Raw genomic sequence first — 21,144 nt, 5'->3', positions numbered from 1 at the left:
CGACGGCGGGCCCCAACCCTCGATTTGCATCTTCGCGCAGTAATGTTCTTCTTGTTGGAGCGAGTGCGGGACGCGAAAGCGGCCGGTCGCTCCGCACAATCCCTGAAGGTTCCTGGAGCCGAGACGCGCCTCGTGCGGGTTTGGGCTACTGAGTCACGCAGGGATGCTGGTCGGAAAAGGCCGATTTGACCGGGCCTGGACGGATCAGTAAGGTTGGTCGAGTTGCCCCGGAGTCCTGGCTGAGAGGCTGAGGATGCGGTGTGCGCCCGATTCTTGAGAACTCAACAGCGTGCCGAAAGTCAATGCCGAAATTTAGCATTAACCCCCATTCACGGGTCATCTTTTTGATTTCGTGATTGGATTCCTTTGTAATTTTTCTGGATTCAAGTCAGTTTGATTTGTTTCTGATTGCAATGGATCGTTTTTCGTTTGTCTGTTCTCCGCGGTTCGCCGTGGTGGATATATAGATTTCAACGGAGAGTTTGATCCTGGCTCAGGACGAACGCTGGCGGCGTGCTTAACACATGCAAGTCGAGCGGTAAGGCCCCTTCGGGGGTACACGAGCGGCGAACGGGTGAGTAACACGTGAGCAACCTACCCTCAACTTCGGGATAAGCCTCGGAAACGGGGTCTAATACCGGATATCACCCTGAGCTTCATGGTTTGGGGTTGAAAGTTCTGGCGGTTGGGGATGGGCTCGCGGCCTATCAGCTTGTTGGTGGGGTAATGGCCTACCAAGGCGTCGACGGGTAGCCGGCCTGAGAGGGCGACCGGCCACACTGGGACTGAGACACGGCCCAGACTCCTACGGGAGGCAGCAGTGGGGAATATTGCGCAATGGGCGAAAGCCTGACGCAGCAACGCCGCGTGAGGGATGACGGCCTTCGGGTTGTAAACCTCTTTCAGCAGGGACGAAGCGAGAGTGACGGTACCTGCAGAAGAAGGACCGGCCAACTACGTGCCAGCAGCCGCGGTAATACGTAGGGTCCGAGCGTTGTCCGGAATTATTGGGCGTAAAGGGCTCGTAGGCGGTTCGTCACGTCGGGAGTGAAAACTCGGAGCTTAACTCCGAGCCTGCTTCCGATACGGGCAGACTAGAGGTAGGCAGGGGAGAGCGGAACTCCTGGTGTAGCGGTGGAATGCGCAGATATCAGGAAGAACACCGGTGGCGAAGGCGGCTCTCTGGGCCTTACCTGACGCTGAGGAGCGAAAGCGTGGGTAGCGAACAGGATTAGATACCCTGGTAGTCCACGCCGTAAACGTTGGGCGCTAGGTGTGGGGGACATTCCACGTCCTCCGTGCCGCAGCTAACGCATTAAGCGCCCCGCCTGGGGAGTACGGCCGCAAGGCTAAAACTCAAAGGAATTGACGGGGGCCCGCACAAGCGGCGGAGCATGCGGATTAATTCGATGCAACGCGAAGAACCTTACCTGGGTTTGACATATAGGGAAATCCTCCAGAGATGGGGGGTCCGTAAGGGTCCTATACAGGTGGTGCATGGCTGTCGTCAGCTCGTGTCGTGAGATGTTGGGTTAAGTCCCGCAACGAGCGCAACCCTCGTCCTATGTTGCCAGCACGTTATGGTGGGGACTCATAGGAGACTGCCGGGGTCAACTCGGAGGAAGGTGGGGATGACGTCAAGTCATCATGCCCCTTATGTCCAGGGCTTCACGCATGCTACAATGGCCGGTACAAAGGGCTGCGAAACTGCAAAGTGGAGCGAATCCCAAAAAGCCGGTCTCAGTTCGGATTGGGGTCTGCAACTCGACCCCATGAAGTCGGAGTCGCTAGTAATCGCAGATCAGCAACGCTGCGGTGAATACGTTCCCGGGCCTTGTACACACCGCCCGTCACGTCATGAAAGTCGGCAACACCCGAAGCCGGTGGCCTAACCCTTGTGGAGGGAGCCGTCGAAGGTGGGGCTGGCGATTAGGACGAAGTCGTAACAAGGTAGCCGTACCGGAAGGTGCGGCTGGATCACCTCCTTTCTAAGGAGCATTCGGCAGCCATCCATTGGGTGACTGCCTATTCATCGTTTCTCAGACATCCGTTCTGAGGCGATGGTGCTTCGGAATGTGGAACATTGACCATTAGGCCCAGAACTTGAGTGTTGACACTAGTACTGCTGATTCTCTTCGGAGGTGAGGCGTGGAACGTGAAGACATGACTAGGGATGGGCCGAGGCGCGCTGTTGGGTCCTGAGGAATCGGGCCGGAGCTCTTCGGAGTGATGGACTGGTTTTTCAAGGCCGCTTCCATGCGGGATCTTTGCGGATCTGGTGTGGGGTGTGGTTGGGGCCGGCTCTCACCAAACTCCTGGTGTTGAGGTTTTGAAGGGTGTGTTGTTCCCCCTGATGGGCTTTTACCGAGGGTAGTGGTGGTAAAGAGGCGGTGTTCCTGCCCGTATTTTGAGAACTGTATAGTGGACGCGAGCATCTTTTGTAGCGATTTTTATTGTTCCTTTGTATGTGTGACAAGCTACTAAGGGCAATCGGTGGATGTCTAGGCACCAAGAGCCGATGAAGGACGTAGGAGCCTGCGATAAGCCCCGGGGAGTTGGCAACCAAGCTGTGATCCGGGGGTGTCCGAATGGGGAAACCCAGCTGGCATTCTAAAGCCAGTTACCAGTTCCTGAACACATAGGGTTCTGGAGGGAACGCGGGGAAGTGAAACATCTCAGTACCCGCAGGAAGAGAAAACAATAGTGATTCCGTGAGTAGTGGCGAGCGAAAGCGGATGAGGCTAAACCATGTGCGTGTGATAGCCGGCGTGCGTTGCGTATGTGGGGTTGTGGGAGCATTCAGGGCCTAATGCCGTGGGTCCAGGGAGTTATAAATCATTGTTGAAGTCGAACCGGTTGGAATGCCGGGCCGTAGTGGGTAATGGCCCCGTAGGCGTAAGACAGTGACTTCCGAGTGTTTTCCCGAGTAGCACGGGACTCTTGAAATCTCGTGTGAATCTGGCGGGACCACCCGCTAAGCCTAAATACTTCTTGGTGACCGATAGCGGACTAGTACCGTGAGGGAAAGATGAAAAGTACCCCGGGAGGGGAGTGAAATAGTACCTGAAACCGGTTGCCTACAATCCGTCGGAGCTCCTCACTTGTGGGGTGTGACGGCGTGCCTTTTGAAGAATGAGCCTGCGAGTTAGTGGTATGTGGCGAGGTTAACCCGTGTGGGGTAGCCGTAGCGAAAGCGAGTCTGAATAGGGCGTTTGAGTCGCATGCTCTAGACCCGAAGCGGAGTGATCTATCCATGGGCAGGTTGAAGCGCGGGTAAGACCGCGTGGAGGACCGAACCCACCAGGGTTGAAAACCTGGGGGATGACCTGTGGATAGGGGTGAAAGGCCAATCAAACTCCGTGATAGCTGGTTCTCCCCGAAATGCATATAGGTGCAGCGTCGCGTGTTTCTTACCGGAGGTAGAGCACTGGATGGTCTAGGGGGCTTACCGGCTTACCGAAATCAGCCAAACTCCGAATGCCGGTAAGTGAGAGCGCGGCAGTGAGACTGCGGGGGATAAGCTCCGTAGTCGAGAGGGAAACAGCCCAGATCACCAGCTAAGGCCCCTAAGCGATTGCTAAGTGGAAAAGGATGTGGAGTTGCCCAGACAACCAGGAGGTTGGCTTAGAAGCAGCCACCCTTGAAAGAGTGCGTAATAGCTCACTGGTCAAGTGATTCCGCGCCGACAATGTAGCGGGGCTCAAGCAATCCGCCGAAGCTGTGGCATTCACATTTGTACTCGGCTGGGTCTTCGGATCTGGTCCAGGTGTGTGGATGGGTAGGGGAGCGTCGTGCAGCGTGTGAAGCAGCAGAGTGATCTAGTTGTGGAGGCTGCACGAGTGAGAATGCAGGCATGAGTAGCGAATGACGGGTGAGAAACCCGTCCGCCGAATGATCAAGGGTTCCAGGGTCAAGCTAATCTGCCCTGGGTAAGTCGGGACCTAAGGCGAGGCCGACAGGCGTAGTCGATGGACAACGGGTTGATATTCCCGTACCGGCATTAACACGACCCGACCGAGGTCACTGATGCTAAGACCGAGAAGCTAGGCGGCCTTCGGGCCAAGTAGTGGATCTGTTGACCCTAGGTGGTATTAGGTGCACTAAGGAGTGACGCAGGAGGGCAGTCCAGCCGCGGCGATGGTAGGCGCAAGCTGATCCGCGGGCAAGGTGGTAGGGCGAGGCATAGGCAAATCCGTGTCTCATTGAGCCTGAGAACCGAGGCGGACCCGTTTAGGGGAAGTGGATGATCCCATGCTGCCAAGAAAAACTTCGTAGTGAGTGTTAGAGCCGCCCGTACCCCAAACCGACACAGGTGATCAGGTAGAGAATACCAAGGCGATCGAGTGAACCATGGTTAAGGAACTCGGCAAAATGCCCCCGTAACTTCGGGAGAAGGGGGGCCGGATGCGTTACACCACTTGCTGGTGGAAGCGTTGATGGCCGCAGAGACCAGGCCCAAGCGACTGTTTACTAAAAACACAGGTCCGTGCGAAGAAGTAATTCGATGTATACGGACTGACGCCTGCCCGGTGCTGGAACGTTAAGGGGACAGGTTAGCTGGTTTAGGCCGGCGAAGCTTTGAACTTAAGCGCCAGTAAACGGCGGTGGTAACTATAACCATCCTAAGGTAGCGAAATTCCTTGTCGGGTAAGTTCCGACCTGCACGAATGGCGTAACGACTTGGGCGCTGTCTCAACCATGGACTCGGCGAAATTGCATTACGAGTAAAGATGCTCGTTACGCGCAGCAGGACGGAAAGACCCCGGGACCTTTACTACAACTTGGTATTGGTGGTCGGTACAACTTGTGTAGGATAGGTGGGAGACTGTGAAATCCGGACGCCAGTTCGGGTGGAGTCATCGTTGAAATACCACTCTGGTTGTTCTGGCTGTCTAACTTCGGTCCATTATCTGGATCAGGGACAGTGCCTGGTGGGTAGTTTGACTGGGGCGGTCGCCTCCTAAAAGGTAACGGAGGCGCTCAAAGGTTCCCTCAGCCTGGTTGGCAATCAGGTGTCGAGTGTAAGTGCACAAGGGAGCTTGACTGTGAGACAGACATGTCGAGCAGGGACGAAAGTCGGAACTAGTGATCCGGCGGTGGCATGTGGGAGCACCGTCGCTCAACGGATAAAAGGTACCCCGGGGATAACAGGCTGATCTTCCCCAAGAGTCCATATCGACGGGATGGTTTGGCACCTCGATGTCGGCTCGTCGCATCCTGGGGCTGGAGTAGGTCCCAAGGGTTGGGCTGTTCGCCCATTAAAGCGGCACGCGAGCTGGGTTTAGAACGTCGTGAGACAGTTCGGTCCCTATCCGCTGCGCGCGCAGGAGACTTGAGAAGGGCTGCCCCTAGTACGAGAGGACCGGGGTGGACGAACCTCTGGTGTGCCAGTTGTTCCGCCAGGAGCACGGCTGGTTGGCTACGTTCGGGAGTGATAACCGCTGAAAGCATCTAAGCGGGAAGCACGCTTCAAGATGAGGTCTCCCACCGAGTTAATCGGGTAAGGCCCCCAGTAGACCACTGGGTTGATAGGCCAGAAGTGGAAGCGCCGTAAGGTGTGGAGCTGACTGGTACTAATAGGCCGAGGGCTTGTCTCAACACCACCTTCGGGTGGTCATACATTGAGACGATATTTGCTGCGTAAACGATGTTCGCGTTCACTGTACGGTTCCCGGAATACGGTCAACCCCAACCCTCTTCGTGAGTGGTTTGTGTGTGTTGGTTGATATTTCTATAGAGTTACGGTGACCATAGCGTCGGGGAAACACCCAGTCTCCATTCCGAACCTGGAAGTTAAGCCCGACAGCGCCGATGGTACTGCGACCGGGAGGTCGTGGGAGAGTAGGACGTCGCCGGACATTCACACTGTTAAGGGCCACCCCCACCCGGGGTGGCCCTTAACAATTCCCCCAACATCTTTGGCTGCGTGGGGTGCGACACGACCCTTGTGACGCGGTCGGCCTGGTGGCCGGCCGCATTCTTGCGTTCAGACGTCTCTGACGTGCTTTCCGCAGCCAGCAGCTGACCCGCGCCGGGCACACCGTCGCACCGGAGTTAAGCCGCTCAGGTCGGTCAACGCCGTACCTGATAGCGCAGGTGAAGGACCCGGTTGCCCTGGATCACCACGTCGGGATCCTCCAACAGGTGCTGCGCGTCGACTGACCCGAAGTAGCGCTTGCCGGACCCGAACATGACGGGCACGACGTCCATGCGCACCTCGTCGACCAGGCCCGCGGCAAGCGCTTGGCCACCGACGTCGCCGGCGGCGAACTCGACCAGGCGGTCGCCCGCGAGCTCCTGCGCCTTGGTCACGGCTGCCTCGACGCCGTCGACGAAGTGGAACGGTGCCTCGGGGTCCCAGCCCTCGGGCGCCGGCCGATGCGTCACGACGACCACATGGTCGATCCCGCTCGGAGGCTTCCCGTCCCAGCCGTCGGTCAGGTCGAAGACGTGGCGGCCGGCGATTGTCACCCCGACCTGGTCCCAGTACGCCCGGGTGTAGTCGTAGGACTGCTGCGACACGTTGAGCATTCCACTGTCGTCCAACGGCACCTCACCGCTGGACAACCAGTCGAACAGCGGTCCGGGCTGGTCATTCTCGTCCGCGATGAAGCCGTCCACGGACACCGAGCTGTACATGACCACCTTGCCCACGGGGCTCTCCTCTGCTTTGGGGTGCCCTCAAACTAGCGTGTCGTGAGCTGCCGCTCTTGTAAGAAATCAATCGGCCGGAATCGGCCAGCCCTCCAGCACGTGGCCGGGATGTTCGCGCAGGAAGCGCCGCCGGACTTCGACGTACTGCGTGGGCGTGAGCCCGGTGAAGGCCCGGAACTCGTGGCCGAAGTGGGCCTGGTCGAAGTAGCCTGCGCCACCGGCGAGGTCGCCCCAGTCGACCGGTCCGGCGGGGTCCATCGCGAACATGGTGTCGACGAAGCGGTACGTGCGGGCCAGCCGCTTCGGCGTGACGCCGATGAGCTCCTTGAACCGCTGAGCCAGATGAGTGCTGCTGACACCGGCGGCCCCGCTCAGTTCACCGATCGCCACCGCCCCGCTGGCCGCCGCGATGACGCTGCTCAGATGGCGGACCAGCCCCAGGCCGGCGGTCTCGCACAGCCGTCGCATCAGCTCGTCCTCGAGCAGCGTCAGCATTTCGTGCGGTCCGCCCGCCGTCGCCAGCCGGTCTTGCAGCTCAACAATGGCGGGCCGGCCCCAGACCTGCTCCACCGTCACGGGCCGGTCGCACAGCTCGGCCGCGGGCATCGGCAGGAACGGCGCCAGCCCCCACGGCTTGAAGTGCACGCCGACTGACCGGGTCCCGAGTGGGTAGCCGAACTCCCAAGCGCGGGTCGGCACGGTGACCACACAGCCGTCGGCGTATTCGGCCGTCTCGATGTCGGTACCGCCGCGGATGCGAAACGGCGCCCCGAGGTTCACGATGAGCAGCGCCGACGGCGCGGGCGGCAGCGTCAGCAGCGCATACGGCGGCGCGCCCTCCAGGTAGTAGAGGTCGTCGATCAGCCCGTCCAGCGGCGGTCGCGGGACTCTGGACACGTACTCCACACCCACAGCATCGCCGACGCCCCACCGGATCGCGAGCCGGTATGGTCCTGCCGTTGCCGTTGCCGTTGCCGTTGCCGTTGCCGTTGCCGTTGCCGTTGCCGTTGCCGTTGCCGTTGCCGTTGCCGTTGCCGTTGCCGTTGCCGTTGCCGTTGCCCCTGCCCCTGCCCCTGCCCCTGCCCCTGCCCCTGCCCCTGCCCCTGCCGCTGGCGTTGGCTGCCCCGGCCGCGACCACCTCGACCGGCGGGCCGGCGTACTTGCCGGGTGTCCGCACGGCCGCGGTGACCTCGTGGCCGCGGCGGCGGGCTTCCTGCTGCTGGCATTGGCGCTGCTGCTGGCATCGAGCCGGCGCCGATCCCGGCCAGCGCCCGGCCGCCGGACATCGGCGTCGGTCACGCGTGCTGCGCGGGCGACGGCGATTCTGGGGTCTCCAGGGTCGCCCAGCTGGGGATGGCCGAAGCTTCTGCGGTCTGTGGGGATGTGAGGATCGGTCTATGGAAAGCACTTGGTATCCCGACGGTCTTGATGAGGAGGAGCTCGCGTTCCAGCAGCTCTACGGTCCTTGGCGCGTGTCCACGCCCCGGGAGGCCGGAGAGCTCTTCGATGGGTTTCCCTCCGACTGGTGGATCGCCGGTGGTTGGGCGATCGAGGCGTTCACCGGTGTGCGGCGTCCGCATGAGGACATCGACGTGTCGTTGTGGCGCAAAGACGTGGAGATGCTGCGCCGGCATCTGAAGGGGCGCTACCACTTGTGGTCGAACGACAGCGGTCGACTGAGCCCACTGACCGACGAGCGACCCGAGCAGCCTTCGTCGGCCGACCAGATCTGGGTCCGACGGCATGCGCTCGCTCCGTGGGAGTACGACCTGGTGCTCAATCCCGACCGCGAGGGCCGTTGGATCTTTCGCCGCGATCCGTCCCTCGACTTCGCCTTGGACGACATCACCTGGATCGCGCCGGATGGCCTGCGCTACATCACTCCGGAAATGGCGCTTGCCTACAAGGCCCGCCTCGACCGTCCCAAGGACCAAGAGGACCTGGCCGTTACCCTTCCCCTTCTCTCCGCCACCAGACGCGCCTGGCTGGCCGACATGATCGACCACCTCCACCCGTCGCATCCTTGGCTCGCCCGAATCTCCACGACCTGACCGGACCGGCGCCCCTGCAGACCTCCCCGTCGGTCATTCCTTGCCTCCTCGCGCTCCTTCACCAGGACGATGTCGCGGGGGTGGCGTGACGACGCGTAGCTGGAGCATGGCGGCGAAGCGGGTTTCCGGGTCTGCCAAGTCCAGGTCGGCGACCTCCGCGAGGCGGCGGAGTCGGTAGCGGAAGGTGTTGGGATGGACGTACACGGTCGCGGCGGCGGTGATGACGTCCCCGAACGCATCCAGCCAGGCTCTGAGGGTCTCGACGAGATTGGTGTTGTGGTCTCGGTCGTACGCGACCAGGCGCGCGATCGGACCGGTGGGCTGGTCGCCGCGCGCCTCGATCAGGTCGCGGAGTTCGAGAAGGAGAGTTTCGACGTGCACATCGGCCAGCCGGGCGACTCGTTGCGAGCCGGTACGGAGAACTCGCAGAGCTCGATCGGCGCCGGCTCGGGCGTGCGGCAACCGGGAGGTCTCCTGAACGACGGGACCGACGCCGATGGTCGCGGTGACACGATCGCCGATCCGGTCGAGGAAGTCCTTGGCCACCCGGACGGCACGTTGTTCCGCGTCGTCCCGATCGGCACGCACCGGAAGAAGGCCGTAGGCAACGTCTCCGACCAGCGCTGCCGCGGACCGTGGATGCACGGCACCGAGGTGCATCGCGAACGCATCCGCAAGTCGCTGCCGCTCGGTCGCCAGCCCGGCCTCACCAACCAGCGAATCAGCTGAGTCCGCCGCCGACCAGCCGCCGGGAACTCGATTCCCCGCCGGTGACAGGCCGCCTGAACCAGGATTCGCTGTCGTCGGCCGGCTGTCCGAACCGCGACTTCCTGCGGCCGACCGGACGCTGGAACCGGGCGTTCCGTTCGCCGGGCGGCTGTCGGAGCTTCGACCTCCGGTGGCCGAGCCGCTGACTCCGTGACGGCTCGTGGGTCCGTTCTCCTCGCCGTTCGGACGTCGTACCCGAACCGCCAGCGCCAGTACGACGACCGGCTGGTCGGCGAGGCCCAAGCGGTCCAGCGCTTCTCGCGCTCCGGCTCCACCCTCCAAAGCCGTGCTGACCAGGTCGGCGCGGAGGCGGCGTTCGACGTCGGCGCCGGCTCGGATTCGTAGCATGTGCAGGGCCACCAGCTTGGCGGCGTCGCAGAGGGCCTGGGTGCGTTCCTCGGTGAGTGGATCGCGAACGGCGGCCCAGATGGAGCCGAGGATCTCGTCGCCGGCGCGGACTGCGACGGCTACGCGGGGGATCGTGAACTCGGTCGCGGTGATGTGCAGCGGGGGTACGTGGACCGGGCGGTCGGTGCGGTACAGGTCCCGGAACACGCCGCGTTCGGCGAGCAATCGCGAGTACCGCTGGGGCACCTGCCGGCCCAGGACTGTCTCGACTCGGGCAGGGTCGGCTTCGTCTTGCCGGCCTGAGAAGGCCAGCACGCGAGAGCTGCGATCCTCGATGGTGACCGGAGCGTCGAGCAGCGCGGCGGTTGCGTTGGCGAGCGCGAAGAGATCGCCGGACGGCATCCCGCCGAGCGTCTCCGGCTCGGCGACGCCGACATCTCCCTCCGCGAGCAAGGAGCGAAGCAGCACGGCCAGTTGGTCCCACGACGCGCCGCGGGTCAGGCCGAGCAAGGCCACCCCGGACTCGGCAACCGCTTCGGTGATGCTTTCGTGGCGGGGGACGGGGGAGCGGACCACCAGGCCGGCGGCGTCCTGACGGCCCAGGTCTCGCAGCGTCCAGGCGATCAAGGCCGGCTCCTGCAGCCCGACGCCGAGGACCAGCGCGTTGGACGGCAGCACGGGCTCGTCGACGGGGTCGTGCGTCACCACGCCGCCGATCTCCACTGGCCGGTCGGCGTCGCCGTGCACGAGTTCGAGCAAGGTGGCGCCGAGGTCGTCCAGGACGCGGCCGAGGCTCGCACGCGGTCGGTTCGTCACGGAACGCATCACCTTCCCGAACCTAGAAGCCGGAATCCCAGACTAGTTCGTCCAACTGGACAGAATCAGCCCCTGCGATCGTTCGATCCGACAACCAGGCGCTCAGGGAGGCGGGATGCTGTGGTCAGAGCTTGAGCCATTCGGTGTGGGTGGTGACGGCGGCCAGTTCTGGTTCCAGGGGGTCGACGCCGATGCCGGGGGCGGTGGGGACATCGAGGTGGCCGTCGATCAGGGTGAAGGGGGTGGTGATGTCGGTCTGGTAGTAGCGGGACGATGCTGAGGTGTCGCCGGGGAGGGTGAAGCCGGGCAGGGCGGCCAGGGCTACGTTGGCGGCTCGGCCGAGGCCGGTTTCGAGCATGCCGCCGCACCAGACCGGGATGCCGTGGGCTTGGCAGACGTCGTGGATGCGGCGGGCTTCGAGGTAGCCGCCGACTCGGCCGGGTTTGATGTTGACGATGCTGCAGGCGCCGAGGGAGATCGCGGCGGCGGCGGAGCGGGCCGAGGTGATCGACTCGTCGAGGCAGACGGGGGTCTTGAGGTGGCGGGAGAGTTCGGCGTGGCCGAGGATGTCCTCCTCGTCGAGGGGTTGCTCGATCAGCAACAGGTCGAACGGGTCGAGGCGGGCGAGGTGGCGGGCGTCGGAGACGGCGTACGCGGTGTTGGCGTCGACCTGGAGCAGGACGTCGTCGCCGAAGCGTTCGCGGACGGCGGCGACCGGTTCGAGGTCCCAGCCGGGCTGGATCTTGAGCTTGATGCGCAGGTAGCCCTCGTCCAGGTAGTTGCCGACGGCGTCAAGTAGTTCGCCGATCGAGTTCATGATGCCGACGGACACGCCGCACGGGACCCGATCGTGGACGGCGCCTAGCTCGCGGGCCAGGGGGCGGCCTTCGGCGCGCAGCTCGGCGTCCAGTACGGCGGTCTCGAGCGCGGCCTTCGTCATGCGGTGACCGTGGAACTTCTCGAGCGCCGGCGCGACACTGATCGCATCGAGGCGATCGACCGCAGCCAGAGCGGGAACGAAGAAGCGGCGCATCACGTCGACCGCCGCGTCGACGTATTCCGACGAGTACAACGGGCCGGCCATCGCAACGCATTCGCCCCAGCCCTCGGCCTCGGTGCTGACGACGCGCACGAGCAGGGCGTCCCGGGTGGTCTCGGTCCCGAACGACGTCCGGAACGGTGAGATCAACGGCAACGAGATCCGCCGCAGCTCGACTCCGCTCAGCTTCATCACAGCAGTCCTCTCGCGGGAAGTTCGAGCACGTACCAACCGGTCCGGTCGAAGCCGGTCACTTGCCATCCGTCGGCGAGCAAACCGCCGAGCACCTCACGCAGGGCCGCCCGCCAGGCTTTCGCCGCGGCCGGGGCTGTGTGCCGCAGGCCTTCGATGTCAGCCGGTACGGCGACCAGCATCACGCGATCGCCGAGCCCACTGGAGACGCCCGGGACGCGTGAGGCCGCCGGCGGATGGATCGTCGGATGGTCGTCGGGCGTGCGGGACAGGGCGACAGTTGCTTCAGGCAAGGTCTTTGCCGCAGGGCCGGGCGGATGGCCGGAAGCGGCTTCGGTGACGGCGGGCGATTCCAGCTGCCACCGGACCAGCAGACGGTCGGTGTCGTCGCCGTTGTTGATGCCGTCGTGCATGTCGCCGTAGAAGTTGGTCAGGTACTCGGCTGGTTCGGCGGCGAGTTTGTTGAGGTTGAAGTAGGCGTTGCGGCGGACCAGGGGATCGAAGGTCCAGGAGATCGCGGTGACGCCGCGCCGCAGAGCCCACGCTCGTTGGTGAAGTTTCAGGGCGAAGCCCACGTTGCGGCCGCGGGCTCGTCCGGAGACTCCGGCGACGTGGCTGTGCATGGCCACCTCGGCCGGCGCGGAGAAGAAGCCGACGCAGGCACCGATCAGCTCGTCGCCGTCGTAGGCGCCGGAGACGTAGTTGCCGGCTTTGGTCAGCGCGCGCAGCAGCTCGGTCGTCACCGGCGGATTCTTCGGATCAGGCCGCCAGATGGAGTCGTAAAGGCGGTAGACGCCGTCCAGCTCGCTCAGCTCGGTCAGCATCCGCACCTGTACGCCGGCCGACGCCGCGGCGGCCAAGGAGGCCTGGTCTGCCGCGCTGGTCGATGGGCTGAGGTCGGTCAGGTCAGGGGCGCTCATGGTCTCTCCAGCAGGTCCGCGATCAGCGCTGTGAGCAGAGACGTCCGCGGAACGAGCTCGGCGACCACGACGTGCTCGTCGTCGGCATGGGCGCCGCCACCGACGGCACCCAGGCCGTCCAGCGTCGGGGTGCCGACTCCAGCGGTGAAGTTGCCGTCCGACCCGCCGCCGACCGACGTCTCCCGGAGCGGCGGCAGACCGAGAGACGACGCCAGCACGCCCGCGCGCTGGTACAACGCGTCGGACATCCTTCGCTCCAGCGGCGGGCGGTTGGGCCCGCCGATGATCTCCAAGCGAGCCTCGGGAAGAACCGGCGCCAAGGCATGCAGGGCCTCGTCGACCCGGAGCTGCTCGGCCACGGTGCGAGCTCGTACGTCGACCATGAAGCTCCCGGTGGCCGGAACCGTGTTGCGGGTGGTGCCGGACGTCAGGAACGTCGGAGTCACCGTCGTGCCCAGCGACGAGTCGCCGAGCGCTGCGACGGCAAGGATCTGGTGGGCGGCCTCGATGCTCGCGTTCACCCCGAGCTCCGGCTCGAGGCCGGCATGGGAGGCCCGGCCGACGATCCGGATCTCGTAGTTCGACACGCCCTTCCGCTCCAGCTTCAGGGCGCCGTGGTCGGCCGAAGCCTCCAGCACCAAGGCCGCCGCGCACCCGGCCGCCGCGGCCTCGATCAGGGAACGCGACGACGGCGAGCCCAGCTCCTCGTCACCGGTCACGAGCAAGGTGACGCCATCCAGGGACGGCAGTGCGGCGACGGCGTGAAAGGCCATCACCAGGCCGGCCTTCATGTCGAAGCACCCCGGCCCGCGGACCACTCCGCCGTCCACAGCGAACGGATGCGTGGTCAGCGAACCGGCCGGCCAGACCGTGTCGTGGTGGCCGAGCACAAGCACCCGCGAGGGCCCGTCGCCGAACTTCCAGCGCAGGTGCGTCCACCCGTCCACCACCTCGTACGACGGTGCGCTGCCCAGCCGCTCCTTGCCCAGCTGGGCGACCACGTCCGCGCTCCGGGCCACGGCCGCGAGATCCGACGACGGCGACTCGCACGTCACCAACGTCTCCAGGTCCGCCAGCATCACCGCCGAAGACGCCGTCATCAGCCCACCTTCGGCGTTGCTCGAACCCCGAAGTGCATGTACCTCTCACCGCTCGGCAATGAGTAGAAGGTGATCGCCGACCACGTCAGCGACCCCGGCTGGCGGACGACGAACAGATCGCCGCTGTCGTCGGCCGGCCTCATCACGAACTCCTGCGCCGGCTCCGGCATCAGCTCGGCCAGTGGTCCGGTCAGCGTCACCCGCACCACCGCCTGGCCGTCCCGCACGAACACCTCCTGCAGTGTGCTGGCCCGCTCGTACCGCCCGACGTGCCGGTGCAGATCGACCGAAGGCTCCGGTGACAAAGGTGCCAGCGGCAACGGCATCGCCACGCCAGCGACCTCGGCGAAGATCTCGCGGTACAGCTCCTCGTACAGGTCGTGGGTGTTGCCCCCGTTGGTCAGTAGCGACACGGCCAGCCCCTGCTCGGGCAGCACCCGCAGGAACGCGGCCTGGCCGATCGTGTTGCCGTCGTGCCCGATCAGCCGGTGACCGTCCCAGTCGAACCGGATCCAGCCGAGCCCCCAGGAGTCGCCGAGGGTGTGCTTGTCCGGCAGCTCCGCGTGCTTGTCGGCCATTGTCGTCACCGACGCCGAGCTCAACACCCGCTTGCCGTCAGGCGCGAGCCCGTCGTTCAGGTGCATCCGGGCGAAGGCCAGCGCTTCGGCCGCGCTCGAGGTGATCAGTCCGGCCGGACCGAGCGATCGGGGGAGTCCCCAGACTGGCGCCGGCGACAGCTCGTCCTCGCCGACGTGTCCGACGGCGGCCCGATGCAGCAGCGCCTCCTCCGGCAGTGTGACCGTACGACGCAAGCCGAGCGGCTCGAAGATCCGCTCCCGCAGCGCCGCGTCCCAGGTCTTGCCGGTGAGCTTCTCGATCACGCGCCCGGCCAGCGAGAAGCCGGAGTTGCAGTACGACCAGGTCACCCCAATCGGGTGGTTCTGGCCCACGTCGGCCAGCCCGTCCACATACTTCTCCAGGCAGTCGTCGCCCCGCCCGGTGTCGGTGAAAACGTCGCCGTCGATTCCGCTCGTGTGCGTCAGCAACTGCCGCATCGTCACCTGCTTGGCGACATCGGGATCACCGAGCTGCAGTTCGGGCAGGACCTGGATCAGCGGCTGGTCCAGGTCGAGCAGGCCCTCGTCGATCAGTTGCATCGCGAGCGTCGCCGTCCACACCTTCGACATCGAGCCGATCTGGAAGATCGAGTCGGTGGTCACCGGTACACCGGTTTCCTTGTGCAGTACGCCGGTTGCCGCCTCCACCAGCTCGTCGTCCTGGCCCGGCCGCAATCGCAGGATGCCCAGCGAAGCCCCGACGACCTTGTGCTTGGCGGCGAGCGTGGTGAGCCTGCGCTGCCAGTGCGCCGCGTCGATCCGCGGCCGGCGCGGTCCGCGAGCGTCACCCGCGTATTGCTCGACCCAGTCGAGGATTCGGCGGTTGAAGTCGAGCCGGTGCGACGGCCGCCCCTCCACGATGAAGAGGTGGCTTGCCTCCGGGTACAGCACCAGCTGGGTCGGCACTCCCTGCTCGCGCAGCGCGGTGTGCCACTGCTGCGCTTGGCCGACCGGGCAACGCACGTCCGCGTCGCCGTGCAGCACCAGGGTCGGCGTCTTCACCTGGTCGACCTGGCTCAGCGGCGACATGGCGGTGAAGTCGCCAGGACCGTTCAGCTCGTAGACGTTCAGGAAGTGCGCGGAGTCCGAGGTGCCGCCCATGCTGGTCAGGTCGCTCACCACGCCACCGGCCACCGCGGCCGCGAACCGGTTGTCCCGGCTGGTCAGGTAGCAGGTCATGAAGCCGCCGTAGCTGTAGCCCGCCACTGCGAGCCGCTTCGCGTCAGCGATGCCTTCGGCAACGAGCTGGTCGATCGGCTCGAGGAAGTCGGCGGCGTCCGCCGTACCCCAGCCGCCGAGCGCCGCGTTGAAGAAGTCCTCGCCGTAGCCATCGCTGCCGCGCGGGTTCAGCAGCAGGATGGTCCAGCCCAGCGCGGCGAGCTCCTGGTGGTAGAGATGCACCTCGTCGGTCACGGCGTTCCACGCGTTGTGGGGACCGCCGTGCACGTCGAGCAGCAGCGGCTGCGCGCCGGTGGCCTCCGGATCGCGAATGATCCACCCGGCCACGACCGTGCCGTCCGAGATCGTGAACTCGCGCTCCTCCCGCGCGAAGTGCTCGACGTCCTCCAGCCCGTACGACGTCCGCGGTGTCACCGTCCCGTCGGCCAGATCGATCGTGACGATCTCCCCGTACGACGTCTGCGTGGCCAGCGAGACCGCCGCGACTCCTCCGGCGACCGACAGGCCGACGACGTTCTGTCCCGCTTCTCCCAGCACGCGCCGAGGCGTGCCGCCGGCGACCGGTACGGCGTACAGGTGGCTGCAGCCGCGGTCGCGCACGCAGAACAGCACCGTCTCGCCGTCGTCGACCAACAACGGAAGGGCTCCCGGGTACGCCGGTCCGCCGGGCATCACGTTGCGATCGAGCGGCGCCGCCAGGTTCACCAGGTCGCCACTGTCCAGCGAGAGTCGCAACAGTCCAGCGTGTCCGACCGGGCCGGTGGCGTTGCCGACGATCAGCAGGGACTCGCCGTCGCTGGTCCACAGCACGGGACCAGCCAAGCCCTCCTGCAGACCGACCAGCTGCGGCTCGGCTTTTTCGTCCGTCGCGTCGAGCACGTACGCCGGTGCCGTTGGGACGAGATCGGCGTCGGGAGCGGTGGCCGCGCCGAACGCGACCTTGGTCCCGTCCGGTGACCAGGCCGGATCACCGGCGTGCCAGTCGCCCTCGGTCGCCTGGCGGCACTTCTTGGTCTCCACGTCGAGCAGGTGGACATGTGCGCGATAGGTGCGCAACCAACCGGCTCCGTCGGCCTGATAGTCCAGCCGCTCGGTGACGATCGGCGCGTGGTCGCGAGACTCACGAGCTTTGTCGTCCTCGCCGGCGAGCGCGGCGATGTCGACCGGAGCGCTGAACGCGATCCGCTTCCCGTCGGGACTCCAGCGCGGAGCTCCGGCGCCGAGAGGCAGCGTCGTGAGCTGCTCCGGCTCACCACCATCGGCCGGCAGCACCCAGAGCTGCGCAGGCCCGTCCTTCGCGCGCAGGAAGGCCAGCTGACTGCCGTCCGGCGACCAGGTCGGCGAGGTGTCGCCATCACCCCGGGTCAGCTGCTGTGGCTCGCCGCCGGAGGCCGGAACCCGCCACAGGTTGCGCAGCGTGCGGTCGGCCTCCACATCGATGGTCCGCAGGACGTAGGCCAGCTGGGCGCCGTCGGGCGAGAGCGCCGGCTGCTCCGGAACCACGAGCTCGGTCAGGTCGTCGATGCGCAGACGTCGGGTCACAGGGAATCCTCCTTGGATACGGAACCGGTGGTGACCGGCTGCAGGGCGCCGGCCACGTGATGGCAGGCGGCGCGATGACGTCGACGGTCGGCGTCGGTGGTGGGATCGATCGTCAGGCAGTGTTCGCGGTCGCTGAGCACCAAAGGCCCGATCGGGCAGCGCGGATGGAACCGGCAGCCGGCGGGTGGATGGTGGGGATCGGCGGGTTCGGCTTCGGCGACCACCTGCACGGCGCGCTCCGCGACGGCTTGCGCAGTCGGGTCGGAGAGCCGTGGGGCCACGGGATCGAGCAGCGACGTCGCCCCACGGCGAGGCGCCGCGGCCAGCAGCTCCTTGGTGGAGGGATGTTGTGGATCGCCGAGCACGTCCGCGGCCGGTCCGAACTCCACGATGCGACCGAGATACATGACCGCGATGTAGTCACTCACGTAGCGAACGACAGCCAAGTTGTGCGAGATGAACAGCATCGACAGGCGCAGCTCACGCTGCAGCGAGCGGACGAGATTCAGCACTGTGCCCTGAATCGACACGTCCAGAGCCGAAGTGATCTCGTCCGCGATCACGACGTCGGGCTGCCCGGCCAGCGCTCGCGCGATGGCGACTCGTTGCCTTTGGCCACCTGACAAGGCGCCCGGATAGGCCTGTGCTCGATCGGCCTCCAGTCCGACCAGCTCGAGCAGTCGGCTCACCTCCTCGCGGCGAGGTGGCCCCGAGCGTGGCACGGCTTCGGCGATCGAGTCGCCGATCGTCATCCGTGGATCCAGCGACGAGTACGGATCCTGAAACACCATCTGCAGGGGACGCCGTCCACCGGTCCGGTGCCGCAGCCTTACGCCGTCCAGCAGGATCTGCCCCGACGACAGCTCGGCCAGACCGACCGCGGCACGCGCCAACGTCGACTTCCCCGAGCCGGACTCGCCGACCAGTCCGACCACCTGGCCGGACGGCACGGTCAGATCGACCCCGTCGACGGCGGTCAGCGCACGGCGGCCGGCGCCGTACCGGACCGTCACCTGGTCGAAACGCAGTTCGCTCATCGTTGCCCCGTCCGGATCGACTCGATTCCCAACACCGTCCGGCCTTGGGGATTCCAGCAGGCGACTCGATGGTCGGCGCCCACCAGTTCAGGATCCTTCGAAGAACAGGACTCGACAACGAACTCACAACGCACTTTGTAGGCACATCCGGTCGGAAAAGCTGACGGATCGACCGGCCGGCCGGGAATCACCGCCAGCGGTTCGTCGAGCGGCGTGTCCAGATCCGGTACGGCGGCCAGCAGCGCCCGGGTGTAGGGATGCCGTGCCCCGGTGGCGAGTTCGGACGCGGGCAGGTCCTCGACGATCCGCCCGGCGTACATCACCAGCACCCGGTCGCAGACCTGCGCGACGACGGTGATGTCGTGGCTGATCAGCAGCACGGCGACGTCGTCGGTCTCCCGGATCGTCTCCAGCAACCGCAGCACCTGACGCTGCACGGTGACGTCCAGCGCGGTCGTCGGCTCGTCCGCGACGATCAACGCGGGCGCGCCCATCAGGCCCATCCCGATCATCGCGCGCTGCCGCATCCCGCCGGAGAACTCGTGCGGGTACTGCCGCGCCCGCCGCTCGGCCGCCGGGACCCGAACCGCACGCAACCGGTCGACCGCCCGCGCCATCGCCTGCCGGCGCGACAGGCCTTGATGTTCACGAGCCCCCTCAGCAAGCTGTACGCCGATCCGCTTGGTCGGGTTGAACGACGTCATCGGATCCTGGAACACCATCGCGAAAGATGTCCCCAGCAACCTTCGCCGCGTCGCGGCCGAACCGCGGTCGGCCAGCCGGCCGAGCAGCGGTGCACCGAGGAACGACAACTCGGCTGCCTCGACGTGTCCCGGCGGCTCGATCAGCTGAGCGACCGCGAGCGCGGTCAGGCTCTTGCCCGAGCCGGATTCGCCAACCACCCCGACGATTTCGCCCTTGTGGATCGTGAAGCTGACGCCGCGCACGGGCGTGATCGGGCCGGGGAAGCTGACCCGCAGATCCTTCACCACCAGCACGGCATCGTCGTCGACCGGCGCCGCGGGAACCGTCTCCGGCGTCCGGGTCCGCAACCGCGGACCCACAAGGGCCGGCACGCCGAGACCCTTCGCCACCGCTTCGCCGAACAGGTTGAACGCCAGCCCCGCGATCACCACCGCGACGCCCGGCGCGAGTGCGGCGGCCGGATGCACGTAGATCCCGTTCAGCGACTCGCCCATCAGCCGCCCCCAGTCGTAGGCCGGTGGCTGCACGCCGAGGCCGAGGAACGACAGCCCGGCGAAGGCGAGCAGCACGCCGCCGGCACCGATCGTCGCGTTCACCACCAGCGGTTCGGCGATGTTGGGCAGGACGTGTCGCAGCAGGATCCGGAACCGGCCGACCCCCGCGATCCGCGCCGCGGCGACGAAGTCCCGCTCCGCGATGCCCACGACCAGCGTCTGGGTCAGCCGCGCGAACGCCGGTGCGCCGGCCAGGCCGATCGCGAGCACCGCGCCTTTCGCGCCGACCCCGAAGATCACCGCGAAGAACAGCGCCAGCAGCAGGCCGGGGAACGCGACGGCGATGTTCACCAGCGCTGTCGTCAGTCGTCCCGCACGCCGGCCCAGCAGCAGCGGCGCGGTGCCGAGCACGAGACCCGCGAGCACACCGAGGGCGGTGGCTAGGAGCGCGAGCATGATCGACGTCCGGGAGGCGACGAGCACGCGATAGAAGATGTCCCGGCCGAGGCTGTCCGTGCCAAGCCAGTGCTGGGACGACGTGCCTTCCAGCAAATGCTCGGTGTCGATCGCACTTGCTTGGTCGGACCAGAGCAGCGGAGCGAGCAGTGCGAGCAGCAGTACGGCGAGCAGGAGCACCCCCGCGCCGGCGCCGACCGGCGTACGGAGGACTGCGATCCAGCGGGTTCGGCGGGCCATCAGCTCTCCCGGATGGTCGAACGCGGATCCAGCAGGGCAAGGGCGACGTCCACGGCCAGGTTCACCAGCAGGACGCCGACGCCGTACACGAGCACCACGCCCTGCACCAGCGGGTAGTCCTTGGCCAGGATCGAGGAGACGATCGTGCTGCCCAGGCCGGGCCAGCCGAACACGTTCTCGACCAGGACGGTCCCGGCGACCATCCCGCCCAGCAGCAGGCCGCCGAGCGTGATCGTCGCGGTCACCGCGTTGGGCAAGGCGTGGCGCACATATACGGCGGTTGCCGGCAAACGCTTGGCGCGGGCGGTCCGCAGGTAGTCGGTCTGCAGTACCGCGAGCAGCTCGACCCGGCAGATGCGCGCCAGCACAGCAGCCGGCCCGATCGCCAGGGACAACACCGGCAGCACGTACGACGCGACGTTGCCGCGCCCCGCGACCGGGAACCACTGCAGCTTCACCGCGAACACGTAGACCAGCCCGACTGCGAGCAGGAACTCGGGGATCGCGGCGAGCACCACCGACGTCGAGGTGAAGCCCAGCTCGGCCCGGGGCCGCCGGCCGGCCCGGGTGAGAACACCCATGGCCAAGCCGACCGGGAGCGCGATCAGGACGGCGACCAGGAACGCGGCCACGGCCAGCTGCACGGTCGCGGGCAGCCGGTCGCGAATCACGTCCGAGACGGGGAGCCCAGTCGTGATCGACGTACCGAGATTCCCCGTGAACAAGTGCTGCAGGAAGTGCAGGTACTGCTCCCAGAGCGGGTCGTTCAGACCGAGGGACTCGCGCTGGGCGTCGACGAGGCTCTTGGGTGCGGCCGGCCCCAGCGCCGAGCGGACCGGGTCGCCAGGAATCAGATGGATCATCAGGAAGGCGGCGCTGAGCAACGCGAACACCGACACGACCAGGCGAGCGAGCCGGCGAACCGCGAATCGGACCCAGGGGTTGACCTCCGGCCGTGATCCAACTGCGCCGGCAGTCGTCACCGG

At 65.8% G+C, this 21,144-nt stretch carries 11 protein-coding genes and 3 rRNA genes; 4 read left to right on the top strand and 10 right to left on the bottom strand.

All coding sequences use genetic code 11. The features are described 5' to 3' along the window. Positions 1-470 precede the first annotated feature (470 nt). The 3 genes from ACQPXM_RS28755 to rrf all read left to right on the top strand — a co-directional run bounded on the left by ACQPXM_RS28755 (position 471) and on the right by rrf (position 5,858). Positions 471-1,988, top strand: a 16S ribosomal RNA gene (locus ACQPXM_RS28755). A 482-nt stretch (positions 1,989-2,470) separates the two neighbouring features. Beyond that, positions 2,471-5,597, top strand: a 23S ribosomal RNA gene (locus ACQPXM_RS28750). Between the two features lie 143 nt (positions 5,598-5,740). After that, a 5S ribosomal RNA gene (rrf, locus tag ACQPXM_RS28745) occupies positions 5,741-5,858 on the top strand. The 16S, 23S and 5S rRNA genes sit together here, the layout of an rRNA operon. Positions 5,859-6,072: 214 nt before the next feature. Here rrf and ACQPXM_RS28740 read toward each other — a convergent pair. Together ACQPXM_RS28740 and ACQPXM_RS28735 are read right to left on the bottom strand one after the other, a co-directional pair. Further along, positions 6,073-6,654, bottom strand: coding sequence for a dihydrofolate reductase family protein (locus ACQPXM_RS28740; protein WP_432939103.1), 582 nt, complete (start codon positions 6,652-6,654; stop codon positions 6,073-6,075). Between the two features lie 66 nt (positions 6,655-6,720). Then, the gene (locus ACQPXM_RS28735) at positions 6,721-7,560 is read right to left on the bottom strand and encodes a helix-turn-helix domain-containing protein (RefSeq protein ID WP_432939100.1); all 840 of its coding nucleotides are present in this window, start codon (positions 7,558-7,560) and stop codon (positions 6,721-6,723) included. 491 nt (positions 7,561-8,051) lie between these two features. Here ACQPXM_RS28735 and ACQPXM_RS28730 point away from each other — a divergent pair, with 491 nt between their 5' ends. Further along, entirely contained in the window at positions 8,052-8,705 is a 654-nt protein-coding gene (locus ACQPXM_RS28730) for a nucleotidyltransferase domain-containing protein (RefSeq protein WP_432939098.1), read from the top strand. A gap of 33 nt (positions 8,706-8,738) precedes the next feature. Here the strand turns inward: ACQPXM_RS28730 and ACQPXM_RS28725 are convergent, their stop codons facing one another. The 8 genes from ACQPXM_RS28725 to ACQPXM_RS28690 form a co-directional block, all read right to left on the bottom strand. Then, positions 8,739-10,646, bottom strand: coding sequence for a PucR family transcriptional regulator (locus ACQPXM_RS28725; RefSeq protein WP_432951107.1), 1,908 nt, complete (start codon positions 10,644-10,646; stop codon positions 8,739-8,741). Between the two features lie 115 nt (positions 10,647-10,761). Further along, positions 10,762-11,868, bottom strand: a complete 1,107-nt coding sequence (gene menC / locus ACQPXM_RS28720) for an o-succinylbenzoate synthase (RefSeq protein ID WP_432939096.1) — start codon at positions 11,866-11,868, stop codon at positions 10,762-10,764. Then, positions 11,868-12,788, bottom strand: a complete 921-nt coding sequence (locus tag ACQPXM_RS28715) for a GNAT family N-acetyltransferase (RefSeq protein WP_432939094.1) — start codon at positions 12,786-12,788, stop codon at positions 11,868-11,870. The genes menC and ACQPXM_RS28715 overlap by 1 nt, the downstream gene beginning before the upstream one ends. Further along, positions 12,785-13,888: a M20 family metallopeptidase gene (locus ACQPXM_RS28710; RefSeq protein ID WP_432939092.1), complete on the bottom strand. Its 1,104-nt coding sequence runs from the start codon at positions 13,886-13,888 to the stop codon at positions 12,785-12,787. The genes ACQPXM_RS28715 and ACQPXM_RS28710 overlap by 4 nt, the downstream gene beginning before the upstream one ends. Beyond that, positions 13,888-17,226: a serine hydrolase gene (locus tag ACQPXM_RS28705; protein WP_432939089.1), complete on the bottom strand. Its 3,339-nt coding sequence runs from the start codon at positions 17,224-17,226 to the stop codon at positions 13,888-13,890. Before ACQPXM_RS28705 ends, ACQPXM_RS28710 begins: the two co-directional genes overlap by 1 nt. Beyond that, a complete protein-coding gene (locus ACQPXM_RS28700) occupies positions 17,223-18,263 on the bottom strand; it encodes an ABC transporter ATP-binding protein (protein WP_432939087.1) in 1,041 nt (346 codons plus the stop codon). The genes ACQPXM_RS28705 and ACQPXM_RS28700 overlap by 4 nt, the downstream gene beginning before the upstream one ends. Beyond that, positions 18,260-20,158 carry a dipeptide/oligopeptide/nickel ABC transporter permease/ATP-binding protein gene (locus ACQPXM_RS28695; RefSeq protein ID WP_432939085.1) on the bottom strand — a complete coding sequence of 633 codons (1,899 nt, stop codon included), beginning with the start codon at positions 20,156-20,158 and terminating at the stop codon, positions 18,260-18,262. The genes ACQPXM_RS28700 and ACQPXM_RS28695 overlap by 4 nt, the downstream gene beginning before the upstream one ends. After that, a complete protein-coding gene (locus ACQPXM_RS28690) occupies positions 20,158-21,141 on the bottom strand; it encodes an ABC transporter permease (protein ID WP_432939082.1) in 984 nt (327 codons plus the stop codon). Before ACQPXM_RS28690 ends, ACQPXM_RS28695 begins: the two co-directional genes overlap by 1 nt. Between the last annotated feature and the right edge of the window lie 3 nt (positions 21,142-21,144).

Origin of the sequence: Kribbella sp. CA-253562 (assembly GCF_050942265.1) — a bacterium.
Classification (GTDB): domain Bacteria; phylum Actinomycetota; class Actinomycetes; order Propionibacteriales; family Kribbellaceae; genus Kribbella.
Note: the sequence above shows the minus strand (reverse complement) of the source record. Positions and strands in the feature narration are given on the sequence as shown.

Excerpts from the sequence above, each read along its gene's own strand:
- ACQPXM_RS28730 (WP_432939098.1), top strand. The coding sequence starts at position 8,052 with ATGGAAAGCACTTGGTATCCCGACGGTCTTGATGAGGAGGAGCTCGCG.
- ACQPXM_RS28725 (WP_432951107.1), bottom strand. The coding sequence starts at position 10,646 with ATGCGTTCCGTGACGAACCGACCGCGTGCGAGCCTCGGCCGCGTCCTG.
- menC (WP_432939096.1), bottom strand. The coding sequence starts at position 11,868 with ATGAAGCTGAGCGGAGTCGAGCTGCGGCGGATCTCGTTGCCGTTGATC.
- ACQPXM_RS28715 (WP_432939094.1), bottom strand. The coding sequence starts at position 12,788 with ATGAGCGCCCCTGACCTGACCGACCTCAGCCCATCGACCAGCGCGGCA.
- ACQPXM_RS28710 (WP_432939092.1), bottom strand. The coding sequence starts at position 13,888 with ATGACGGCGTCTTCGGCGGTGATGCTGGCGGACCTGGAGACGTTGGTG.
- ACQPXM_RS28700 (WP_432939087.1), bottom strand. The coding sequence starts at position 18,263 with ATGAGCGAACTGCGTTTCGACCAGGTGACGGTCCGGTACGGCGCCGGC.
- ACQPXM_RS28695 (WP_432939085.1), bottom strand. The coding sequence starts at position 20,158 with ATGGCCCGCCGAACCCGCTGGATCGCAGTCCTCCGTACGCCGGTCGGC.